The sequence below is a fragment of the Micromonospora sp. NPDC005161 genome, assembly GCF_053599855.1.
In genome coordinates, this window is the sequence record NZ_JBSFYQ010000004.1 from 37,038 (window position 1) to 55,182 (window position 18,145).

At 73.7% G+C, this 18,145-nt stretch carries 15 protein-coding genes, 1 pseudogene and 1 riboswitch; of the genes and pseudogenes, 5 read left to right on the forward strand and 11 right to left on the reverse strand.

Features of this window, described 5'->3' with window-relative positions; genetic code table 11:
• Positions 1-21: 21 nt before the first annotated feature.
• The 8 genes and pseudogenes from ACWD5O_RS05415 to ACWD5O_RS05450 all read right to left on the reverse strand — a co-directional run.
• Positions 22-616 (reverse strand): annotated as a pseudogene (locus ACWD5O_RS05415) (AAA family ATPase); the annotation flags it as partial.
• Positions 617-651: 35 nt separating this feature from the next.
• The gene (locus ACWD5O_RS05420) at positions 652-1,173 is read right to left on the reverse strand and encodes a hypothetical protein (RefSeq protein ID WP_354963530.1); all 522 of its coding nucleotides are present in this window, start codon (positions 1,171-1,173) and stop codon (positions 652-654) included.
• 38 nt (positions 1,174-1,211) lie between these two features.
• Positions 1,212-1,976 carry a GTP-binding protein gene (locus tag ACWD5O_RS05425; RefSeq protein WP_387324373.1) on the reverse strand — a complete coding sequence of 255 codons (765 nt, stop codon included), beginning with the start codon at positions 1,974-1,976 and terminating at the stop codon, positions 1,212-1,214.
• Positions 1,954-2,433: a DUF742 domain-containing protein gene (locus tag ACWD5O_RS05430; RefSeq protein ID WP_354963532.1), complete on the reverse strand. Its 480-nt coding sequence runs from the start codon at positions 2,431-2,433 to the stop codon at positions 1,954-1,956. Before ACWD5O_RS05430 ends, ACWD5O_RS05425 begins: the two co-directional genes overlap by 23 nt.
• Positions 2,430-2,906, reverse strand: a complete 477-nt coding sequence (locus tag ACWD5O_RS05435) for a roadblock/LC7 domain-containing protein (protein ID WP_354963533.1) — start codon at positions 2,904-2,906, stop codon at positions 2,430-2,432. Before ACWD5O_RS05435 ends, ACWD5O_RS05430 begins: the two co-directional genes overlap by 4 nt.
• The gene (locus tag ACWD5O_RS05440; protein ID WP_387324378.1) at positions 2,903-3,277 is read right to left on the reverse strand and encodes a hypothetical protein; all 375 of its coding nucleotides are present in this window, start codon (positions 3,275-3,277) and stop codon (positions 2,903-2,905) included. Before ACWD5O_RS05440 ends, ACWD5O_RS05435 begins: the two co-directional genes overlap by 4 nt.
• Complete coding sequence (locus tag ACWD5O_RS05445; RefSeq protein WP_387324381.1) at positions 3,196-5,589, reverse strand: sensor histidine kinase; 2,394 nt, start codon at positions 5,587-5,589, stop codon at positions 3,196-3,198. Before ACWD5O_RS05445 ends, ACWD5O_RS05440 begins: the two co-directional genes overlap by 82 nt.
• Complete coding sequence (locus tag ACWD5O_RS05450; RefSeq protein WP_387324384.1) at positions 5,576-6,769, reverse strand: hypothetical protein; 1,194 nt, start codon at positions 6,767-6,769, stop codon at positions 5,576-5,578. The genes ACWD5O_RS05445 and ACWD5O_RS05450 overlap by 14 nt, the downstream gene beginning before the upstream one ends.
• 373 nt (positions 6,770-7,142) lie before the next feature.
• On the opposite strand from ACWD5O_RS05450, the gene ACWD5O_RS05455 reads away from it, so the two are divergent.
• Positions 7,143-10,007, forward strand: a complete 2,865-nt coding sequence (locus ACWD5O_RS05455) for an alpha/beta fold hydrolase (protein ID WP_450084677.1) — start codon at positions 7,143-7,145, stop codon at positions 10,005-10,007.
• Positions 10,007-10,903, forward strand: coding sequence for an ABC transporter permease (locus tag ACWD5O_RS05460; protein ID WP_354963537.1), 897 nt, complete (start codon positions 10,007-10,009; stop codon positions 10,901-10,903). Before ACWD5O_RS05455 ends, ACWD5O_RS05460 begins: the two co-directional genes overlap by 1 nt.
• Here the strand turns inward: ACWD5O_RS05460 and ACWD5O_RS05465 are convergent.
• Together ACWD5O_RS05465 and ACWD5O_RS05470 are read right to left on the reverse strand one after the other, a co-directional pair.
• Positions 10,898-11,575, reverse strand: a complete 678-nt coding sequence (locus tag ACWD5O_RS05465; RefSeq protein ID WP_354963538.1) for a DUF4232 domain-containing protein — start codon at positions 11,573-11,575, stop codon at positions 10,898-10,900. The two genes, ACWD5O_RS05460 and ACWD5O_RS05465, sit on opposite strands and share 6 nt — an antisense overlap.
• A 70-nt stretch (positions 11,576-11,645) precedes the next feature.
• A complete protein-coding gene (locus ACWD5O_RS05470; RefSeq protein ID WP_354963539.1) occupies positions 11,646-11,951 on the reverse strand; it encodes an ArsR/SmtB family transcription factor in 306 nt (101 codons plus the stop codon).
• 91 nt (positions 11,952-12,042) lie between these two features.
• Here ACWD5O_RS05470 and ACWD5O_RS05475 point away from each other — a divergent pair, with 91 nt between their 5' ends.
• The 3 genes from ACWD5O_RS05475 (at position 12,043) to ACWD5O_RS05485 (ending at position 15,884) form a co-directional block, all read left to right on the forward strand.
• A complete protein-coding gene (locus ACWD5O_RS05475) occupies positions 12,043-13,011 on the forward strand; it encodes a DMT family transporter (protein WP_354963540.1) in 969 nt (322 codons plus the stop codon).
• A gap of 123 nt (positions 13,012-13,134) precedes the next feature.
• A riboswitch (SAM riboswitch) is annotated at positions 13,135-13,270 on the forward strand.
• A gap of 10 nt (positions 13,271-13,280) precedes the next feature.
• Positions 13,281-14,567 (forward strand): threonine synthase, encoded by a 1,287-nt coding sequence (gene thrC / locus ACWD5O_RS05480; protein ID WP_354963541.1) that lies wholly within the window; start codon positions 13,281-13,283, stop codon positions 14,565-14,567.
• Between the two features lie 297 nt (positions 14,568-14,864).
• On the forward strand, positions 14,865-15,884 hold the full coding sequence (locus tag ACWD5O_RS05485; RefSeq protein WP_354963542.1) for a GNAT family N-acetyltransferase: 1,020 nt from the start codon (positions 14,865-14,867) through the stop codon (positions 15,882-15,884).
• Positions 15,885-15,893: 9 nt separating this feature from the next.
• On the opposite strand, the gene ACWD5O_RS05490 is transcribed toward ACWD5O_RS05485, so the two are convergent.
• Positions 15,894-18,089 (reverse strand): hypothetical protein, encoded by a 2,196-nt coding sequence (locus ACWD5O_RS05490; protein ID WP_450084678.1) that lies wholly within the window; start codon positions 18,087-18,089, stop codon positions 15,894-15,896.
• Positions 18,090-18,145: the final 56 nt, after the last annotated feature.

Consider the following 18,145-nt stretch of genomic DNA (forward strand, 5'->3'; position numbering starts at 1 on the left):
GCTCGGCCGGGGCGAGCCGACCGGGGATGGCGCCGTGGGTGGCCGGGCCGTGCTCCCAGCCGACCAGCGTGTCCATGGTGACCAGTGCGCCAGCGGCCGGCTCGACCGCGACCACGGTGAGCAGGGTGCTGGTCCAGGCGAACCCGACCGTGTTGGCGAGGCTGCGCCGAGCCGCCTCGATGAGGCTGCGTACCGAGGCGTCCGGCAGCACGTCCTGCGGCAACAGCGAGACGTCGTCGCCGGCGGTGACCACCTTGCCCAGCAGGGCGAGCCGGAGCATCTCCGGGCTGACCGCCGCGACCACCTCCACCGGCCCGGTCAGGGTGACCCGGCTCGCCGGGGTCAGCGGCACCGGAGTCACCCGCACCTGACCGCCGTCGTGGAGGCCGAGGTTGCCCAGCGTCAGGTCGTCGGCGTACAGCAGGACGGGGCTCGCGCCCGGCTTGGCCGCCGCCACGATTCCGGCGGTCTCCCGTCGGCCGACCAACCGGACCGGGTCGCCGGGGCGTAGACCCAGCGCGGTCAGCACCTCCGGGTGCAGGCGGACGACGCCCCGCCGGGCGTCCAGCGCCGCCGGCCGCAGGCTGGCCGTGAGAGTCAGGTCGGGTTGCGCCACCGCCCGACCGTAGCCGCCGCCAGCCAGTCCCGGCGTCAGCGCCGTGGATCCAGCTCGTCCAGCAGCGACGGGTCCCGCCGGATCAGCTCGGCCAGCCGGGCGGCCGGGTCCGGGGTCAGCCCGTTCGGGCCGGGTGCCCAGGCCGGCACCGTGCGGCCGGACAGCGGCCAGGCCGGCGGAGGCTCCACCGGGGCCGCCGAGGGTTCCGGACCGACCGTGACGTGCGGGCCGTCCCAGGAGATCAGTAATGGGTACGTCCGCCCGCCGTGCTCGACGCGCACCGTCACCGCCAGCCCCGGGTGGGCGCCGACGACCTGGCGTACCACCTCGGCCACCTCCTCGACCGGCCCCCAGCCGGCCACCTCGCCGGCGGTGTCCCGCCCAGCGTGCCGCCCCAGCCCGGCATTGCGGGCGTCGGTGTGGCCGCTCCCGAGGTTGGCCGGTCCACCGGCCGGACCCGGCGGTGTCGCGCTCTCGTCACGGTCGTTGGCCCGCCGGCGCAGCGCCTCCTCGCGCCGGGCCAGCCGGGCCAGCGTCTCGTCCAGGTCGCCCCTCACCAGATCACCCCTTCCCGCCACGGCCGGAGCCGGTCGGCTCAGGCCCTCCTGTCCCGGGTGGCCCGGTCCAGCGCACGATCCAGGACGACCAGCAGGGCGTCCCGCACCGAGAGCCGATCCCGGGCGTCGAACTGCACCAGAGGTACATGATCTCCGATGGCCAGTGCCCACCGGATCTCACCCAGCTCCAGGGCCAGCCGCCCGTCGAAGGCGTTGACCCCGACCACGAACGGCAGACCGGCCCGCTCGAAGAAGTCGATCGCCGGGAAGCAGTCGTCCAGCCGGGCGCTGTCGACCACCACCAGCGCGCCGAGCGCGCCCCGGGCGAGGTCGTCCCACATGAAGCCGAACCGGGCCTGCCCCGGAGTGCCGAACAGGTACAGCTTCAGGCTTCGGTCGATGGTCACGCAACCGAAGTCCATCGCCACGGTGGTGGTGGTCTTGGTCGACCGGCCGCCCGGGTCGTCCACACCGATCCCGGCGCTGGTCATCTCGGCCTCGGTGGTCAGCGGCGCGATCTCGGAGATCGCCCCGACCGTGGTGGTCTTGCCCACCCCGAACCCGCCGGCAATCAGGATCTTGACCGGGACGGGCGGTGCGGCCGGCGAACGGTGGGCCGGTGGTGGCGTCGCCCCGGTGCTGGTCGGCAGCCGGTACGGCGGAGGTGGCGCGGCCGGTGGCTGGCCGGTGCGCCCGAGCGCGGGGCCGATGCCCGGCGACGTGCCGTAGCGGGCGGCGGCGCTGTTGCCGGCGAGTCCCCCGAGCGGGGCGACCGGCCATTCAGGAGATCGCACGGAGTCCATCAATCACTCGCAGGATGAGGTCGGGGTCGAAGGCGTGGTCGGCTTCGGTGACGTGCACATCCAGGTGCCCGGCGGCACGCAGGTCGCCGACCAGGACCCGGGTCACGCCGAAGTGCAGCCGGGTCCGGGCGGAGAGTTCGGCCACCGAGATCGGCTCGGCGCAGAGCGCGATGATCGCCTGGAGCTCCGGTGCCAGCGGGACGGCCGGCGGGGTGATCCACGGGCCGGTGTCCGGGCGGAGGGTCACCTGCGACTCCAGCCCGATCGCCGGGTCCGCGCCCGCCACCCGTCCGGAGGTGAGCACGAACGGTCGGGGACCGGCCGGCCAGCCGACACCCGCCTCCGGCGCTGGTTCCGGGGACCCGCCGCCGTCGGTGGGGGGCGCCGCTCGCAGGTAGGGACGGATCCGGGCCCCGGGTCCCGGGTCCGGGTCCTCACCGGCGACGTCGCGGGTCATTGCTGGACGGCGTTCTTCAACTCGACGATCAGCCGCGGCGTGAGGGCGCCGCCGGCACGCCCGGCGAAGAGCGTCATCTCGTACGCGACCGTGCCCAGGTTCGCCGACCGGTCCGCGACCACGCCGAGCACTGATCCACTGCTGATCGCGCTGATCAGCAGGTAACCGTCGGCCATGTCGACGATGACCCGGTTGAGGCCGCCGAGCGCGTACCAGCTGGCCGCCCCGCCGGCGAGGCTGGTCATGCCGGAGACCACGGCGGCCAACCGCTCCGCGTTGGACCGGTCCTTGATGGCCGACATGGCCATCAACAGCCCGTCGGAGGAGACCGCTATCGCCTCCAGCACCCCGGCCGTGCTGGAGGTGAAGGAGTCCAGCAGCCAGTTGAACGTGCGGGCCTCCGGACTGAGGTCCCCGCCGTTGCCGGACTGGCTCTGGTGGTCGACGTTGTCGTGCAGGAAGGGGCTGGTCACTGGGCTGATCCTTCTTCGTTCCGGCGGTCTGGGCTGACTTCGCGGAGAGCGCGGGCGACGCCCGCCTCAAAATCGGTGATGAGATCGCGGACCTCGGCCGGGTCGCCGAGGTGCGGACTGGCCGGTTGGGCGGGCGCGGTGGCGGTGACGTTCGCCCCGGGCACCCGCCGGCTCAGCAGTGGCCGGCCCGGCGTCGCCCCGTTGCTGTCGGCCACCGCGGGGGCGGGACCACCCGGACTGGTGCGCGGGTCGACCGTGACGCCCGGGTGGCCGTTGCCGGGGGCGGCATTCAGCTCCGCCCGTCGTACGCCGGACTGGAACGCCTCGACGAGCGCGCGGGCGGCGGCCGGGTCGGCGCCGGTGGCGTCCACCGGGCCGACCGGCGCGGAGGCGGCGGGCAGGCTGGCCCCGGGCAGCCGCTGCCGGACCCGCGGGCCGGTCGGCGTGCCCGATGGTCCGGTGCCGGTGCCGGCGCCGGCACGGTGCGGCCCGGGTGGCGGATGCCGGCGGCGGCGATGCCCGGGCCGCCACCGGTCGCCCCACGCCCCGGTCGTCGGGGCAGGCCCGACTCGGTGGTGGGGAGGTCGACCGGTGCGGGTGACGTCGTGTTGGCGCCGGTGCCGACCGGTTCCCCGGCGCCGAACGCGTCCCAGGACGCACCGGACTCCAGACTGCGGGTGGCCCGGCTGAGCACGTCCGAGTCGAAGCCGGCCGGTGCCGCGGTGGCCGTGAGGGATCGTGCGCCCCGGCTGTGGCCGAGCGCGGCCGGCGAGCGCCGGTCCCGGTCCGGCACGGTGGCCCGGGCGACGGTGGCCCCGGCCCGGTCGGCGCGGCGGAGCACCAGCGACGCCGGTGGGATCTCCAGTTGGGCGGTCACCCCGCCGCCGTCGGTGGCGGTCAGGCTCACCGCCCAGCCGTGGCGGCGGGCCAACCGGCCCACCACGAAGAGGCCGAGCACCTCGGTCGGTGTCAGGTCGAGGCGCTCCCGCCGGGTGAGCCGTGCGTTCTCCTCGGCCAGCCGCTGCTCGGTCATCCCGATGCCGCGGTCCACCACCGTGATCCGGGCACCGAGCCCGGACGCCTCACCGGCCACCAGCACCCGCGTGTGCGGCGGGGAGAAGATGGTGGCGTTCTCCATCAGCTCGGCCAGCGCCAGAACGAGGTCGCCGACCACGGCCGGCGCGGCCGAGATGCCCGCCGGCACCCGCACCTCCACCCGGGTGTAGTCCTCGATCTCGCCGAGCGCCAGCCGCACCACGTCGGCCAGCGGCACCGGCGCGGTGTGCGCGTCCGCCCCGGCCGAGCCGGAGAGCACCACCAGGCTGCCGGCGTTGCGGCGCAGCCGGCTGGAGATGTGGTCGAGCCGGTACAGGTGCTCCAGCCGGCCCGGGTCGACCTCCTGCTGCTCCAGCCGGTCGATCAGCGCGAGCTGCCGCCCCACCAGGTTCTGGGTACGTCGGCCGACGTGGCCGAACATCTGCGCCACGTTGCGCCGACCGGCGACCTGCCGCTCGACCAGCCGGGCCGCGGTGCTCTGCACACGGTCGAAGGCGCGGGCCAGGTCGCCGATCTCGTCGTTGGCCCGGATGTCCACCGGATCCAGCCGGACCGGCTGGGCGCTCTCCGCCTCATCGTCGGTGACCCGGACCAGTTCCGCCTCGGCGACCCGGGCGACCCGGTCGGCGGAGCGGGTGAGCCGGGTCAACGGCCGGGCCACCGTACGGGCGACGGCCGTGCTGAGCAGCACCACCAACGCCAGGATCAGCGCCGCGGCGCCTCCGACCAGGTACGCGGCGGTCAGCGCTCGCCGCTGCTCGGCGGTCACCTCGGCGAGTACGTCGGCGACCAGCTTCTTCTCCACGAACTGGCCGAGCCGGATCATCGAGCGGACGGACGGGAAGAGCACGTCCAGTGGAACGTCGCGGATCGCACCGGCCGGGTCCCGGGCGCTGGTGACCAGGAAGTCGGCGCTGGTACGGGCGGTCACGGCCACGTCGTTGAGCCGGGCCACCGTCAACTGTTCGGGCGTGATCAGACTGCGGAAGCGCTGGCTGTCCACCTGGAGGGCGGCCATGCACGCCACGTACCCGGCGCTGGCCTGCGCGCTGCCGGTCGCCTTGACCAGCACGATCAGGGTGGCGCACGCGCCCAGCCCCTCGTCGGCGCGCAGCAGCCCGTCCAGGGCCAGCACCTGGCGGCCCGGCCGGGTGTCGGTGTCCACGCTGAACGCCAGCCGCAGCGACTCGATCATTCCTCGGTTGACCGGGCCGAACGCGTCCATCACCTGGATCGGGTTCGCGGCCCGGGCGAGGACGGCGGTCCGCAGGTCGATGAGGCTGGACACCCCGTACAGGGCGTGCTCGACCTGGTCGGTCAGCGCGTCGCTCCCTTCGGCCCGCAGGTCGGCGACCCGGTCGTCCACGTCGGCGGTCTTGCGGACCAGTTCGGCGCGTTCCACTCGGCCGAGCAGGAAGCCGACCGAGAGGATGCGTTCCTGCTGGAGGTCCTGCACCAGGCTGCCGACCCGGCTGGCGAGTCGCACCCGCTCGGCGATGTCGCTGGAGCGCTGGGCCGCGGCCACCCGGTCGAGCACCACAGGCACGGCGAGGCCGACCATGCTGAGCAGGGGGATCACCACGAGCAGCGCGAGCTTGCCGCGGATCCGGAGCCTACCGAGCAGCATCGGACGGCCCCCACTGGGCGGATTCCGGGTCGCGCGTCGCGCCGACCGGTTGCAGCGATCGCGGGTCACCGGGCCGGCCGGTGCGGATCGCCGACTGCCAGGCGTCGCCCGATGGCGGGATGTCGCGGCTCACCATGGGCGCTGCGGGCATCGCGGCTCGGCGACGGGCCCGACGGCCGGCGGCGAGCAGCAGCGCGGCGAGCCAACCCAGCAGCAGCACGGCGGCGACCCCGGCGCCGGTTGTCAGCCAGCGGTCCCGGTCCAGCCCGTCGATCCGCTCGACCAGCAGGGCGTCCAGCTCGCTGAGGATGACCGGCTGGAGCTGGAGGGCGGCCGTGTGCGTGTCGAGCCGGGCGGCGGCCAGCCGGGCCGGGTGCACCGCGCCCGTGCCGGGGGCCGGGGCGGAGTGCGCGGCCAGCGCCTCCACCGAGCGCTGGTAGGTGTCCAGCGGGGTGAGCACGTTCGCGCCGAGGTCGGTGCTTTCCGAGCTGTCCACCGCGGAGCGCAGGTTGTCGACCAGGTCGGTGGCGGGCGCCAGGGCGGCCACCCGCAGGCCGGTCAGCTCGATCAGGCTGCGGGTCTGTTCGGCGGCCGGCCGGCGGGGAGCGAGCGTGCCCAGGTCGGCGAGCCGGCCGGCGAACACCACCGCCTCCGGCAGCTCCTGGCCGGCGCTGTCCTGAAGGAAGAAGGAGTCGGCACCCGGGTCGCGAACCAGCCCCGAGCTTTCCCGGACCTTGCGATGCAGCGCCAGCAGCAGATCGCTGACCTCGCCGTACGCGGTGTAGGCGGACTCGGGGTCGGTGGGGCTGCGATCGCGCAGCGCCTCCAGTTTGGCCCGCAGCCCGGCCCAGCGTTCCTGGCTGCGCAGCTCGGTGCCGATCCGGGCGTCCACCGCGGCGGCGTCCTCGACCGCGCGGGTCAGCGCCTCGCCGGGAGCGGGGCGGCCGTTGACCGCGGCGGACTGGGCCTCGACCAGGGCGTCGGTGACCGGGGCGAGGGCGCGGAGGTACTGCACGCCGAGCCGTTCCCGGGCGGCCAGGTCGCGGTTGTCACCGGTCTGCCGCCAGGTCTGCGTGAGGAGCAGACCCACCGGCGCCAGCAGCGCCGCGACGAGCAGCAGCGGCAGCAGTCGGCCCCACATGGACGGCCGTCGACGGGCCCGTGGCGCGGGGACTGTCATGTGTGTCTCCTCCGGCGTCGGGCGGGGGATCGGCGCGGTGTCGGGTTCGCCGACGAGTCCCGTGCACCGGACCGGAAAACTAGCCGAATCGTCCGTGGGCGAACCGGGTGCTGCTCAGTCAGGTTTGCGTCACTTCGAGCGATGTCACCGTTCGTCCGGGTCGCCGGCACGTTGTGTTCCATCGGGGGTGTGACATGAAGGGATCGAGGTGGATATCCGCCGAAGATCGGAATTCACGTGATCCGAACTCAACTCACTGCGCAGCCTTCGACGGTGCGCGGTCGCATCTAGCCGAATCGCCGATCGGGGCAACCGGACGGACGTACGGCGGATCTCAGCCAACGCTCAGCCTGCGGCCCGTACCGTGTGCCGCATGAGATCGCCGTCGCCGGCCGCGTGGTTCCGGCGTGCCCTGCCCACCCGCCGCCGAGCGATCGCCGCAGCAGCGGTCGTCGTGCTCCTGGCGGCTGCCGTGACCTGGGCGGTGTGGCCGCGGGGATCGGGCGTACGCACCGAGAGCGCGATGCTCACGGTCCGCTCCGGACCGGCCGGCGACCAGCCGGTGGACCTGGACACCACCTTCTACCTGCCGACCGACGCCTCGTCCGGTCGGAAGGTGCCGGCGGTGCTGCTGGCGCACGGGTTCGGCGGCACCAAGGAGTCGGTGCGCTCCGACGCGGAGGAGTTCGCCGGGCGCGGCTACGCGGTGCTCACCTGGACCGCGCGGGGCTTCGGCCGCAGCGGCGGCGAGATCCACCTGGACAGCCCGGACTACGAGGTACGCGACGCGCAACGACTGCTGGACTGGCTGGCCGCCCGGCCGGAGGTGCGCACCGACGGCGCCGGCGACCCGAAGGTCGGTGTGGTTGGCGGCTCGTACGGCGGTGGGTTGGCGCTGCTGCTGGCCGCCCAGGACCGCCGGGTGGACGCGATCGTCCCCATGATCACCTGGAACGACCTGTCCCGGGCGTTCCTGCCGGAGAGCACCGGCGGAGCGCCGACCGAGGGCGTGTTCAAGAAGGGCTGGGCCGGTCTCTTCTTCGGTGGGGGCGGCAACGTGGGCACCGGCCCGGCCGGGCTCTCCGGAGGGACCGCCGCCCAGCCCGAGGGAGCACCCGCGTCAGCCGGCCCGCCCAGCCCGGGGCCGGGCGCCGGCCCGGGCACCGGTCCCGGTGGCGTTCCGGCGGGTGCCGCCGACCCGTCCTGCGGCCGGTTCGCCGCCGACGTGTGCGCCGCGTACCTGCGGATCGCCACCACCGGCCGGGCCGACCAGGCCGCCGTGGACCTGCTGCGCCGGTCCAGCCCGGCGGGCGTGCTGGACCGGATCGCGGCGCCCACCCTGCTGGTGCAGGGCGAGGCGGACACCCTCTTCCCCCTCGGCGAGGCGGACGCCAACGCGAAGGGCATCGCCGCCGCCGGCACGCCGGTACGGGTCGCCTGGTTCACCGGCGGGCACGACGGCGGTGCGGGCCCCCGTTCGGACTCGGACCGGGTGAAGTTCCTGACCGTCCAGTGGCTGGACCACTACGTCAAGGGCGAGGGCGACGCGCCCGGCGACGACTTCACCTGGTCGCGGATCGCCGGCTTCGACGCGCTCGACCGGGGCCTGGTCGCGACCGGCTTCCGCCGCACCGACTACCCGGGCCTGGTTGGCACTGCCCGCCGGGAGGTCACGGTCGCCGGCCCGGCCCAGCCGATCGCGAACCCCCCGAACGGCAACCCGGCCGCCATCTCCTGGGTGCCGTTCGCCGGCGGCCTCGCCTCGCTGCTGGACGGGGTGGCCGGCGACGTGCCCGGCCAGCACGCCCGTTTCGAGTCGGCGCCGCTGACCGATGCGGTCGACGTGGCGGGCGCCCCCACCGTCACCCTGCGGGCCGCCTCACCGACCGGCGAGGCGGTGCTCTTCGTCAAGCTCTACGACGTCGACCCGGACGGCGCGGCCACCCTGCCGAACGGGCTGGTCGCCCCGGTCCGGCTCACCGGCCTGCCGCAGCGGGTGCAGGACGCCCGCCCGGTCACCGTGACGCTGCCCGGGATCGTCCGCCGGGTCGAGGCCGGTCACCAGCTGCGGCTGGTGGTGGCCAGCTCCGACCAGGCGTACACCACGCCGGCCCAGCCCACCGTCTACACGGTGGCGGCGGACGGCGCGGTCAGCCTGCCCACGGTCAGCGGGGAGCCGATCCCCACCACGGCGACGATCTGGCGCTGGGTGCTCGCCGGCCTGCTCGCCGCCATCGCGATCGGCCTCGTCGTGGTCGTGGCCGTGGTCCGCCGCCGGCACCGCCGGCAGGACCGCTCCGTGCACCCGGAGTACGCGGGCACGCCGCTGGCCGTGCGCCGGCTGCGCAAGGAGTACGCGGACGGCTTCGTCGCGGTGTCGAACGTGGACTTCGAGGTCCATCCGGGTCAGGTGGTGGGCCTGCTCGGGCCGAACGGCGCCGGCAAGACCACCACGCTGCGGGTGCTGATGGGGCTGACCCAGCCGACCGCCGGGGAGATCTACGTCTTCGGCCGACGGCTGGTGCCCGGCTCGCCGGTGCTGTCCCGGATCGGCGCGCTGGTGGAGGGGCCCGGTTTCCTGCCGCACCTGTCGGGTCTGGACAACCTGAAGGCGTACTGGCGGGCCACCGGGCGGCCGTGGGAGGACGCGCATTTCGACGCGGCACTGGAGATCGCCGGCCTGGGCGACTCGGTGCACCGGAAGATCAAGAACTACAGCCACGGGATGCGCCAGCGGCTGGCCATCGCGCAGGCCATGCTGGGCCTGCCGGAGCTGCTGGTGTTGGACGAGCCGACCGACGGGCTCGATCCGCCGCAGATCGCCGAGATGCGCCGGGTGCTCCAGCGGTACGCCACGGACGGCCGGGCCGTGCTGGTCTCCAGCCACCTGCTGGCCGAGGTGGAGCAGACCTGTACGCACGCGGTGGTGGTGAACAAGGGCCGGATCGTGGCGTCCGGGCCGGTGGAGGAGATCGTGGGCGAGTCGCCGAGCGTCCTCTTCGACGTCACCGACCCGGTGGCGGCGCGGGCGGTGCTGGACCGGCTGCACGGGGTCCGGGTGCTGCCGGAGAGCGACGGTCAGCTGGTGGTCGACACCAACGGCACGGCCCGCAGCGACGTGGTGGCCGAGTTGGTGCGCGCCGGCATCGGGGTGGACCGGGTGGTGCCCCGGCGCCGCCTGGAGGACGCGTTCCTCGCCCTGGTGGGCGAGAACTCTCGGGGAAGCGGTGACCGGTGATGGCTGGCTCTTCCGTCGAGACGCCGATGGGCGTCACCGATCCGGCCGGTGCGGCCCGGGGCTACCGGCCGTCGGCGACGATGCCGTTCGGCGCGGAGTTCCGCCGGCAGGCGTCCCGGCGGCGGACTCAGCTGGCGCTCGGGTTCATGGTCCTGCTGCCGCTGATCATCCTGGTCGCCTTCCAGTTCAACTCGGGCGGCGACGACGACAACGGCAACAACGAGTTCGCCAGTCTGGTCGACCTGGCCACGTCCGGCGGGCTCAACTTCACCCTGTTCTCGATCTTCGTGTCGGCGTCGTTCCTGCTCGTGGTCGTCGTCGCGCTGTTCTGCGGCGACACGGTGGCCAGCGAGGCGAGCTGGGGCAGCCTGCGTTACCTGCTGGCGATCCCGGTGCCCAGGGCCCGGCTGCTCACCGTGAAGCTGGTGGTCGCGCTCGCGTACTCGGGGCTGGCCCTGCTGTTGCTGGCCGGCACGGCCCTGGCCGCGGGCACCCTGCGGTACGGCTGGTCGCCGTTGCGCAGCACGGTCGCCGCCGAGCTGGAGCCGACCGAGGGGCTGCTCCGGCTGCTGGCCGTGCTCGGCTACCTGGCGGTCGTCCTGCTGGTGGTCGCCGGCCTGGCGTTCCTGCTGTCGGTGACCACGGACGCCGCGCTGGGCGCGGTGGGCGGCGCGGTGCTGCTGTGGATCCTGTCCAGCATCCTGGACCAGATCACCGCCCTCGGCGTGCTGCGCGACTTTCTGCCCACCCACTTCAGCACCGCCTGGCTGGGACTGCTCTCCACCCCGGTGCAGACCGACGACGTGGTACGCGGCTGCATCTCGGCGATCAGCTACGCGACGCTGTTCTGGGGGCTGGCGTTCTGGCGCTTCACCCGCAAGGACATCACCTCATAGCCGGCTGTCCGATGGGCTCACCGGCGGTGGGGCGGGCCGCGTCGGCACCGGCGTGGACGGCTCTGCCTTCTTCCAGGCACTGACGCCGATCCGGCCGGTGTTGCCCACGTCGATCGGGCCGTCCGGGTCGACGTCCTCGGCCGGCTGCCCGGCGGCGGGTGCGACCCGAAGGTATTCCCCGTTGGTGGCCACCACCTTCGAATCGGTGACCAGGTTGCGCCAGAGCACCGCGGCGGTGGCCCGTTCCCCGGTCTGCAGGGTGACCTCCCGGGGCGGCTGGTCGAAGCCCGACGTGATCCCCTTCGCCCCGGGCAGCACGCGCAGGATGATCAGCTTGCGGTCCTCGTCCAGTACCCGCGGCGCCGGGTATCCCTTGATCCGGTAGGGGCGGTCGCCGCAGTTGACCAGCTCCAGGCCGAGGGCGCGCAGCCCCATGGCGGCGTCCGACCCGGTCGACCGGATCCGGACACCGGACTCCGGGCAACCGGCCAGCGGGTCGACGCTCGCCGTCGGGCTGGGCGCGCCCGGCCGGCCGTTCGTGACCGCCGGCGGCGGGCTCGGGCCGTCCCCGGCCTGGCCGCGATGGTCGGCGGGGGCGCAGGCGCCGAGCGCGAGCACCATGACGACCGCCGCGCTGGTCCGTCGCGCTGTCGCAGCGTCGTGGAAGATCATTCACCGATCCTTGCCCATGTGGGCTTCCCACCGCCGCCCGGCCCCTCGCTATCGGCAGCTCTCGCGGACGTCAGCCTCGGTTGGACTGGGTGAGGACCGCGTCCAGTAGGCCGGGGTAGAGGCGGTCCAGTTCGTCGCGGCGGAGGCGGACGTAGCGGCTGGTGCCGGCGGCGCGGGTGCGGGTCAGGCCGGCCTCGCGCAGCACCTTCAGGTGGTGACTGCGGGTCGCCTTGGAGACGCCGATCTCGAACGTGCCACAGGCGCGCTCGCCGCCCTCGGCGAGCGCCCGCACGATCTGTAGCCGCACGTCGTCGGCGAGTGCGGCCAGCACGGCGGTGACCGGTACGGCGGCCAGGTCGGGTTCGTGCGGCTCCATGTGACCAGTGTAACCGTTGTTCGACAATCGTCGAACATCTCCCTAGGGTCGGTGTCGTTGGTTCGAAAGTACTCGAACATTGGAGCTGACGATGCGATCCCGCGCCGCCGCCTACCCGTTACTCGCCGTGCTCAGTTGGGGAGTGATGTTCCCGATCCTGGCCAGTGCGCTGACCTGGGTCGATCCGCTCAACCTGACCACCGCCCGCTACCTGCTGGCCACTGTCATCCTGGTCGGCATCCTGCTGCTCCGCGAGGGCGCCGGCGCGCTGCGGCTCGGCGGCCGGGCGGTCGAGGTGGCGGTGCTCGGCGCGGTCGGCTTCGCCGGCTTCAACGTGCTCACCAACCTGGCGCTCGAACACGCCGCACCGCAGCAGGTCGCCCTCTTCGTGGCGACCACCCCGGTCATCACCCAGCTGGTCCGCTGGGTCCGCGACGGCGTACGCCCGAAGCCGCTCCTGCTGGCCCTCTCCCTGGTGGCGCTTCTCGGCGTCGGCCTGGTGATCACGCGCGGGAGCCTGGCCGGGCTCGGTCAGTTCGGCCTCGGCGGTCTGATGATGATCGGCGCGGTGTTCGGCTGGGCCATCTACACCCACGGCGCCAGCCGGTTCGGCGGCTGGTCGCCGCTGCGGTACACCACCCTCACCGCGCTCGCCGGCACGGCCGCCATGCTCGCCGCGAGCGTGCTCGCCGACGGCATCGGCTGGCAGCACGCGCCGGGAGCCGCCGACCTGGTGGCGGTCGCGCCGCAGTTGGCGTACGCCGTGATCGTGGGCGCCGTGGTCGCGGTGCTGGCCTGGAACACCGGCGTGCAGCGGCTCGGCACCGCCAACGCCGCGCTCTTCATGAACCTGGTCCCGGTGACCACCTTCGCAGTGCAGATCGCCCGCGGCTACCGGCCCGAGCCGGTCGAGCTTGTCGGGGCCGCGATCACCATCGCCGCCCTGGTCGCCGCCAACGTGGCGACCCGCGCCCGCACCGCCGCGGTGCCCGCGGACCAGGCGACCGCCGTCGTCGACCGGACGGCGGTCGTCGACCCGGTCGCGGTGGTGGCCCGCTAACCGGCCGGCCGAGTCAGATCGACGGCGCAGGTCGTCCCGGCCGCCGCCGGCCGATCGCTCACCTGGCGGGACGCCGGGAGCCTCCCGTCGCCGCATTGCCTAGACTCGGCGGCACAACTGAATACCTCATCCAGAGGGGCTGAGGGATACGGCCCGACGACGCCCCGGCAACCACCCCGCGCGCTCACCGCTGAGCGCCCCGCGGGGCAGGTGCCAATTCCGTCCCCGCCGCACCGTGCGATGCGGGGAAAGATGAGAGGACCCTCGACATGACGTCGACGCTCGCCGCCTCCGGCATCGACACCTCCGCCAGCCCCGCCCGCGCCCTGGTCTGCCGCGCCTGTTCGGCCCGCTACCCGCTCGCCGCCCAGCACGCCTGCTACGAGTGTTTCGGCCCGCTGGAGGTCGACTACGACGCCACAGCCCTGGCCACGGTCACCCGTGAGCGGATCGAGGCCGGCCCGGACAACATCTGGCGGTACGCCGCGCTGCTGCCCGCCGGTCAGGACCCGTCCACCCGCGTCACCCTGAACCCGGGGCTCACCCCGCTGGTAGCGGCCCCGCACCTCGCCGCCGAACTGGGCATCACCGCGCCGCTCTGGGTCAAGGACGACAGCGCCAACCCGACCCACTCGTTCAAGGACCGGGTCGTATCGGTGGCGCTCACCGCCGCCCGGGCGCTCGGCTTCACCCGGTTCGCCTGCGCCTCCACCGGTAACCTGGCCAACTCGGTGGCCGCGCACGCCGCCCGCGCCGGGGTGCCCTCGGTGGTCTTCATCCCGAGCGACCTGGAGCAGGGCAAGGTCATCACCACCGCGGTCTACGGCGGTGACCTGGTCGCCATCGACGGCTCGTACGACGATGTGAACCGGCTCTGCGGCGAGCTGGTGGAGACCGACGAGTTCGAGGACACCGCGTTCGTCAACGTCAACGTCCGGCCGTACTACGCCGAGGGCTCCAAGACACTCGGGTACGAGGTGGCCGAGCAGCTCGGTTGGCGGATCCCGGCCCAGGTGGTCATCCCGATGGCCAGCGGCGAGCTGCTCACCAAGATTGACAAGGCGTTCTCCGAGCTGGTCGAGATCGGTCTGGTCGAGGCGCCGGCCGGCGGCTGGAAGGTCTTCGGCGCCCAGTCCGCCGGCTGCAACCCGATCGCCACCGCCCTGCACGCCGACACCGACACGATCACCCCGGTCAAGCCCACCGGCATCGCCAAGTCGCTCAACATCGGCGACCCGGCCGCCGGCCTCTACGCCCTGGAGGCGGTCCGCCGCACGGACGGCTGGATGGAGTACGCCGACGACGACGAGATCCGCGCCGGCATCCGACAGTTGGCACGTACCACCGGGGTCTTCGCCGAGACCGCGGGCGGGGTCACCGTGGCGGTGCTGCGCAAGCTGGTCGAGTCCGGCCGGCTCGACCCCACGGCGGAGACGGTCGTGTTCAACACCGGCGAGGGCCTGAAGACCATCGACGCGGTAGCCAACCAGGTCGGCCCGACGCACCACATCAAGCCCTCCCTCCGCGCCGCCCGAGACGCCGGCCTCCTGGGCTGACCCAGGTTCGTTCCCACCCGTGCCGGGGATGGGGGATCGCCCGGATGGGGGATCGGGCCGATCCGCCGGGTAACTGGCATTTAGCTGTGAGTGTGGAAAACCCGCCGCTCTGGACTTGACGGCAGGAACCGGACGGCGCAAGATGCTCCGTGCGGGAGGGCATTTCGCCGGAGACTTTTGAAGTTCTTGCGACCCAACGCCGGAGGCGTTGTGCGAGTGTCCCTCCCGACCACGTCCGATCGGGCCAGCGATTAATTCGCTGGCCCGATCGCGTTTCCGAGGTGCACGCTCGGCGGCATGAACATCACCATCGCGTCATTCGACGGCGCCGACCGGGCCGCGGTCGACGAGGCGTTCCGGATCGGCGCGGCGGCCAACGACGCCGACCTGCCGGACTTCCCGCCCTTCTGCCGGCGGCGCTTCGACGCGTTCTTCCACACCCCGATGCCCGGCACCGAGACCCTCTGGGCGCTGGCCCGGCTGGACGGCGTGCCGGCCGGATACCTCCAGCTCGAGCTTCCGCAACTGGACAACACCGACAACGCCACGGCGGAGGTGGTGGTGGACCCGGCGCTGCGGCGGCGGGGCGTCGGCCGGGAGTTGCTGGCGCACGGCGTACGTCTGCTGCGCGAGCGCGGTCGCAAGCGGGTGCTCGGCATGGCGGTCTCCGCGCTGCCCGGCGGCCCGGCGCGGTCGGCGGCCGGCGGCGCGTTCGCCGCCGCGGCCGGCGCGGAGCCGGCGCTGGCCGAGGTGCGCCGCCGGCTCGAGGTTGACACCATCGACCGGGCCGTGCTGAGGGCGGCGCTGGCCGAGGCACACACCCTGGCCGAGGGCTACCAGTCGGTCTGCTGGCAGGGCGCGACCCCGCAGGAGTACGTCGCGGACGTCGCCTACCTGGACGGCCGGCTGCTCATGGACGCGCCCATGGGAGACGTGCAGTGGGAGCCGGAGCGGGTGGACGCCGAGCGGGTCCGGGGCACCGATCGGGCACTGGAGGCCCGGGGCCGGCGGCGCTATCACCTCGGGGTACGGCACGAGGCGTCCGGCCGGCTGGTCGCCTGGACCCTGCTGGACGTGGGCGCGTCCGCCGACTGGCACGCGTTCCAGCAGATCACCATCGTCGACCCGGACCACCGCGGGCACCGCCTCGGCCTGCTCGCGAAGATCGAGAACCTGCACCACCTGCTCACCCACGAGCCGGCGGTGCGCGTGATCGACACCTTCAACGCGGCCAGCAACAGCTACATGGTGGCGATCAACGAGCGGCTCGGCTTCCGCCCGGTGGACTCCTGGAACAACTGGCAGCTCACCCTCTGATCTTGGCGGTCACCCGTCCGGCCGGTCCAACTGCCCGGCCAGCTCGCGGACCGCAGCCTGGAAGTCCTCGTCCGGGATGAACCGGTGCCCGTGCAACGGGGGCGGCACGGTGTCGGTCGGCGGGATGAGCAGACCCTTGGGATCCCGTACCCGGCGGTCGACCCGGGCCGCCGGATCGTCGGGCGTGACCTTCGTCGGACCGAACACCGGCCCGCCCACCGGGTCGGTGTACCGCCAGAGGTTGATCCACCGCCACGACAACCGGTCGCCCAGCTCCCGCAACACCTCGTCGTTGACGTACGCCGGGAAGATCCTGCGGTACCGCTTCCCCAGTGGGGAGGCGTAGGTGAGCAGCGCGATCCGCCGCTGGCAGTCGTCCGGGAGTTGGAGCACCGTCACCGCGATCAGCACGCTGCCGTGGCTCTGGCCGGACAGCACCACGCCCTCCCCTGCGGCGGTGAGCTGCCCGATTCGGCGGGTCAGCTCGGGGACCGCCCGCTCGACGTAGCAGGGCGGGGCGAGCGGGTGCGTGGCGCGCGGCCAGAAGGTGGCCAGGTCCCAGAGCACCCCGACCAGCCGGATCGCGTCGGACCGGTAGGCGAACAGTCCCATCCCGGCGAGGATCAGGGCGAACAGGCCGATCAGCAGGGCGCCGAGGTCGGTCACGAAGACCACCGGACGGGCCAACGGCTCGCCACCGAGCGAAAGAGCGAGCGCACCCGGTCCGAGGCCGATCGCCGACAGCCCGGCCGCGGTCAGGGTGAGCACCGCCAGCACGCCGTACGCGGAGGCCAACAGCGGCCCGAGTCGATCCACCAGCGAGGCGTGCGCGATCGCGTCCCGGACGGCCCTGGGCCGTTCCGGTGGCACCTGGGACGCTTCCGGGTAGTCCGCCCGGACCAGCTCCTCGGCCGCCCGGCGGCGGCGGTCCCGGCCGATCCGGGGGGCGAGCAGAGCCACCACGATCACCACCAGCACTGCCAGGGAGAAGCCCAGGGTGACCCACCGGTAGGCGACCGGCGGTTCCAGCGGTGGTGCGTCGGGCGGCAGCGGCCGGGCCGGCGTCGGGCTGGAACCACGGTCCAGGTACTCGGCGAGTCCGTAGGTCATGCCCGAGGAGTAAGCGACTCCCAGCCCGATCGCGACGGATATGAGCACGGGCGCCCCCGCCCCGGTGAGCAGGTAGCGCGGCCGCGACAGGTGACGGCGCTGCACCAGGACGACCACGCTCAACACGGCGAGCAGCACCATCTGCCCGGCGAAGAGCCCGGCGACCAGCACGCCGTACCCGGGCAGCGTCCCCTCGGCCGACCACGGCGGCCGGGGCGACAACGCGTACCCCAGGGTCAGTGCGGTGAGCGCGACCGCCACCCACCGGATCGTCGACGCGACGACCTGGTCCTGCTCGCGGCGCTGCTCGATGCCCGGCAGGCAGAGCAGCACCGCCGCGCCGCCGAGCAGCAGCACGTCCGCGGCCAGCAGCAGCCAACCGGGCAGGGCGCCGTCGTGCGGAGCGAGCGCCAGCAGCAGCGTGACGTCGAGCGTGCCCAGCGCCACCGCGGTGTGCAATGAGCGCAGCCGACGCAGCAGCGAGCGAGTGTCCCAGAAGGCGGGCGTGTCCAGCCGGTCCGCGCCCACCCCGGGCACCCGGACGCTGTCCTCGGCGAGCTGCCAGGTCCGGGCACCGAGCCGCCAGACCACGGCGATCGCGATGATCGGCAGCGCGGCCAGCAATGCGAGGCGCTGGCCCGGCGGCACGCCACCCAGCCAGGAGATCTCCCGGCGCCCCTCCAGGCACCTCGGGTAGGCCGCGCACTGCCAGGCGATCAGGTCGAGGGACACCCCGACGGTGGAGAGCACGTACATCGCGGTCATCGTCGCGGCCAGCAGACGACACACCGCTCGCGCGGCGGTGCCGCTCTGGCCGGGGACCGGCAGCGTCCAGGCCGCGATGTTGCTGAGCATGAACGGGAGCAGCAGGACCAGGGAGAAGGTCCGTCTCGCGGTGCCGCCGCCGGTCAACCGACTCCAGCGGTACGCCTCCAGCGTCGCCCCGCCCGGGTCCGCCGGATCGCCGAAGCCGGGCCGGGGTCGGTAGAAGCCCGCGTCGTCGTCCCCGGCGACCCGTACCACGATGGGTCGGTCGAGGATCGTCTCCGGACCCTTGTCGGCCACCCCGTGTACCCGGATCTCGGTGATCCCCACCCATCGCCCTTTCCTGGCCCGAGCACGGCGGATACCCGCTGCCGTCCGGACCAATC

What these genes read in the sequence shown, in the direction of transcription:
- ACWD5O_RS05465 (WP_354963538.1), bottom strand. Translation starts at nt 11,575, where the DNA reads ATGATCTTCCACGACGCTGCGACAGCGCGACGGACCAGCGCGGCGGTC.
- ACWD5O_RS05475 (WP_354963540.1), top strand. Translation starts at nt 12,043, where the DNA reads ATGCGATCCCGCGCCGCCGCCTACCCGTTACTCGCCGTGCTCAGTTGG.
- thrC (WP_354963541.1), top strand. Translation starts at nt 13,281, where the DNA reads ATGACGTCGACGCTCGCCGCCTCCGGCATCGACACCTCCGCCAGCCCC.
- ACWD5O_RS05485 (WP_354963542.1), top strand. Translation starts at nt 14,865, where the DNA reads ATGAACATCACCATCGCGTCATTCGACGGCGCCGACCGGGCCGCGGTC.
- ACWD5O_RS05455 (WP_450084677.1), top strand. Translation starts at nt 7,143, where the DNA reads ATGAGATCGCCGTCGCCGGCCGCGTGGTTCCGGCGTGCCCTGCCCACC.
- ACWD5O_RS05445 (WP_387324381.1), bottom strand. Translation starts at nt 5,589, where the DNA reads ATGCTGCTCGGTAGGCTCCGGATCCGCGGCAAGCTCGCGCTGCTCGTG.
- ACWD5O_RS05425 (WP_387324373.1), bottom strand. Translation starts at nt 1,976, where the DNA reads ATGGACTCCGTGCGATCTCCTGAATGGCCGGTCGCCCCGCTCGGGGGA.
- ACWD5O_RS05470 (WP_354963539.1), bottom strand. Translation starts at nt 11,951, where the DNA reads ATGGAGCCGCACGAACCCGACCTGGCCGCCGTACCGGTCACCGCCGTG.
- ACWD5O_RS05430 (WP_354963532.1), bottom strand. Translation starts at nt 2,433, where the DNA reads ATGACCCGCGACGTCGCCGGTGAGGACCCGGACCCGGGACCCGGGGCC.
- ACWD5O_RS05450 (WP_387324384.1), bottom strand. Translation starts at nt 6,769, where the DNA reads ATGACAGTCCCCGCGCCACGGGCCCGTCGACGGCCGTCCATGTGGGGC.
- ACWD5O_RS05460 (WP_354963537.1), top strand. Translation starts at nt 10,007, where the DNA reads ATGGCTGGCTCTTCCGTCGAGACGCCGATGGGCGTCACCGATCCGGCC.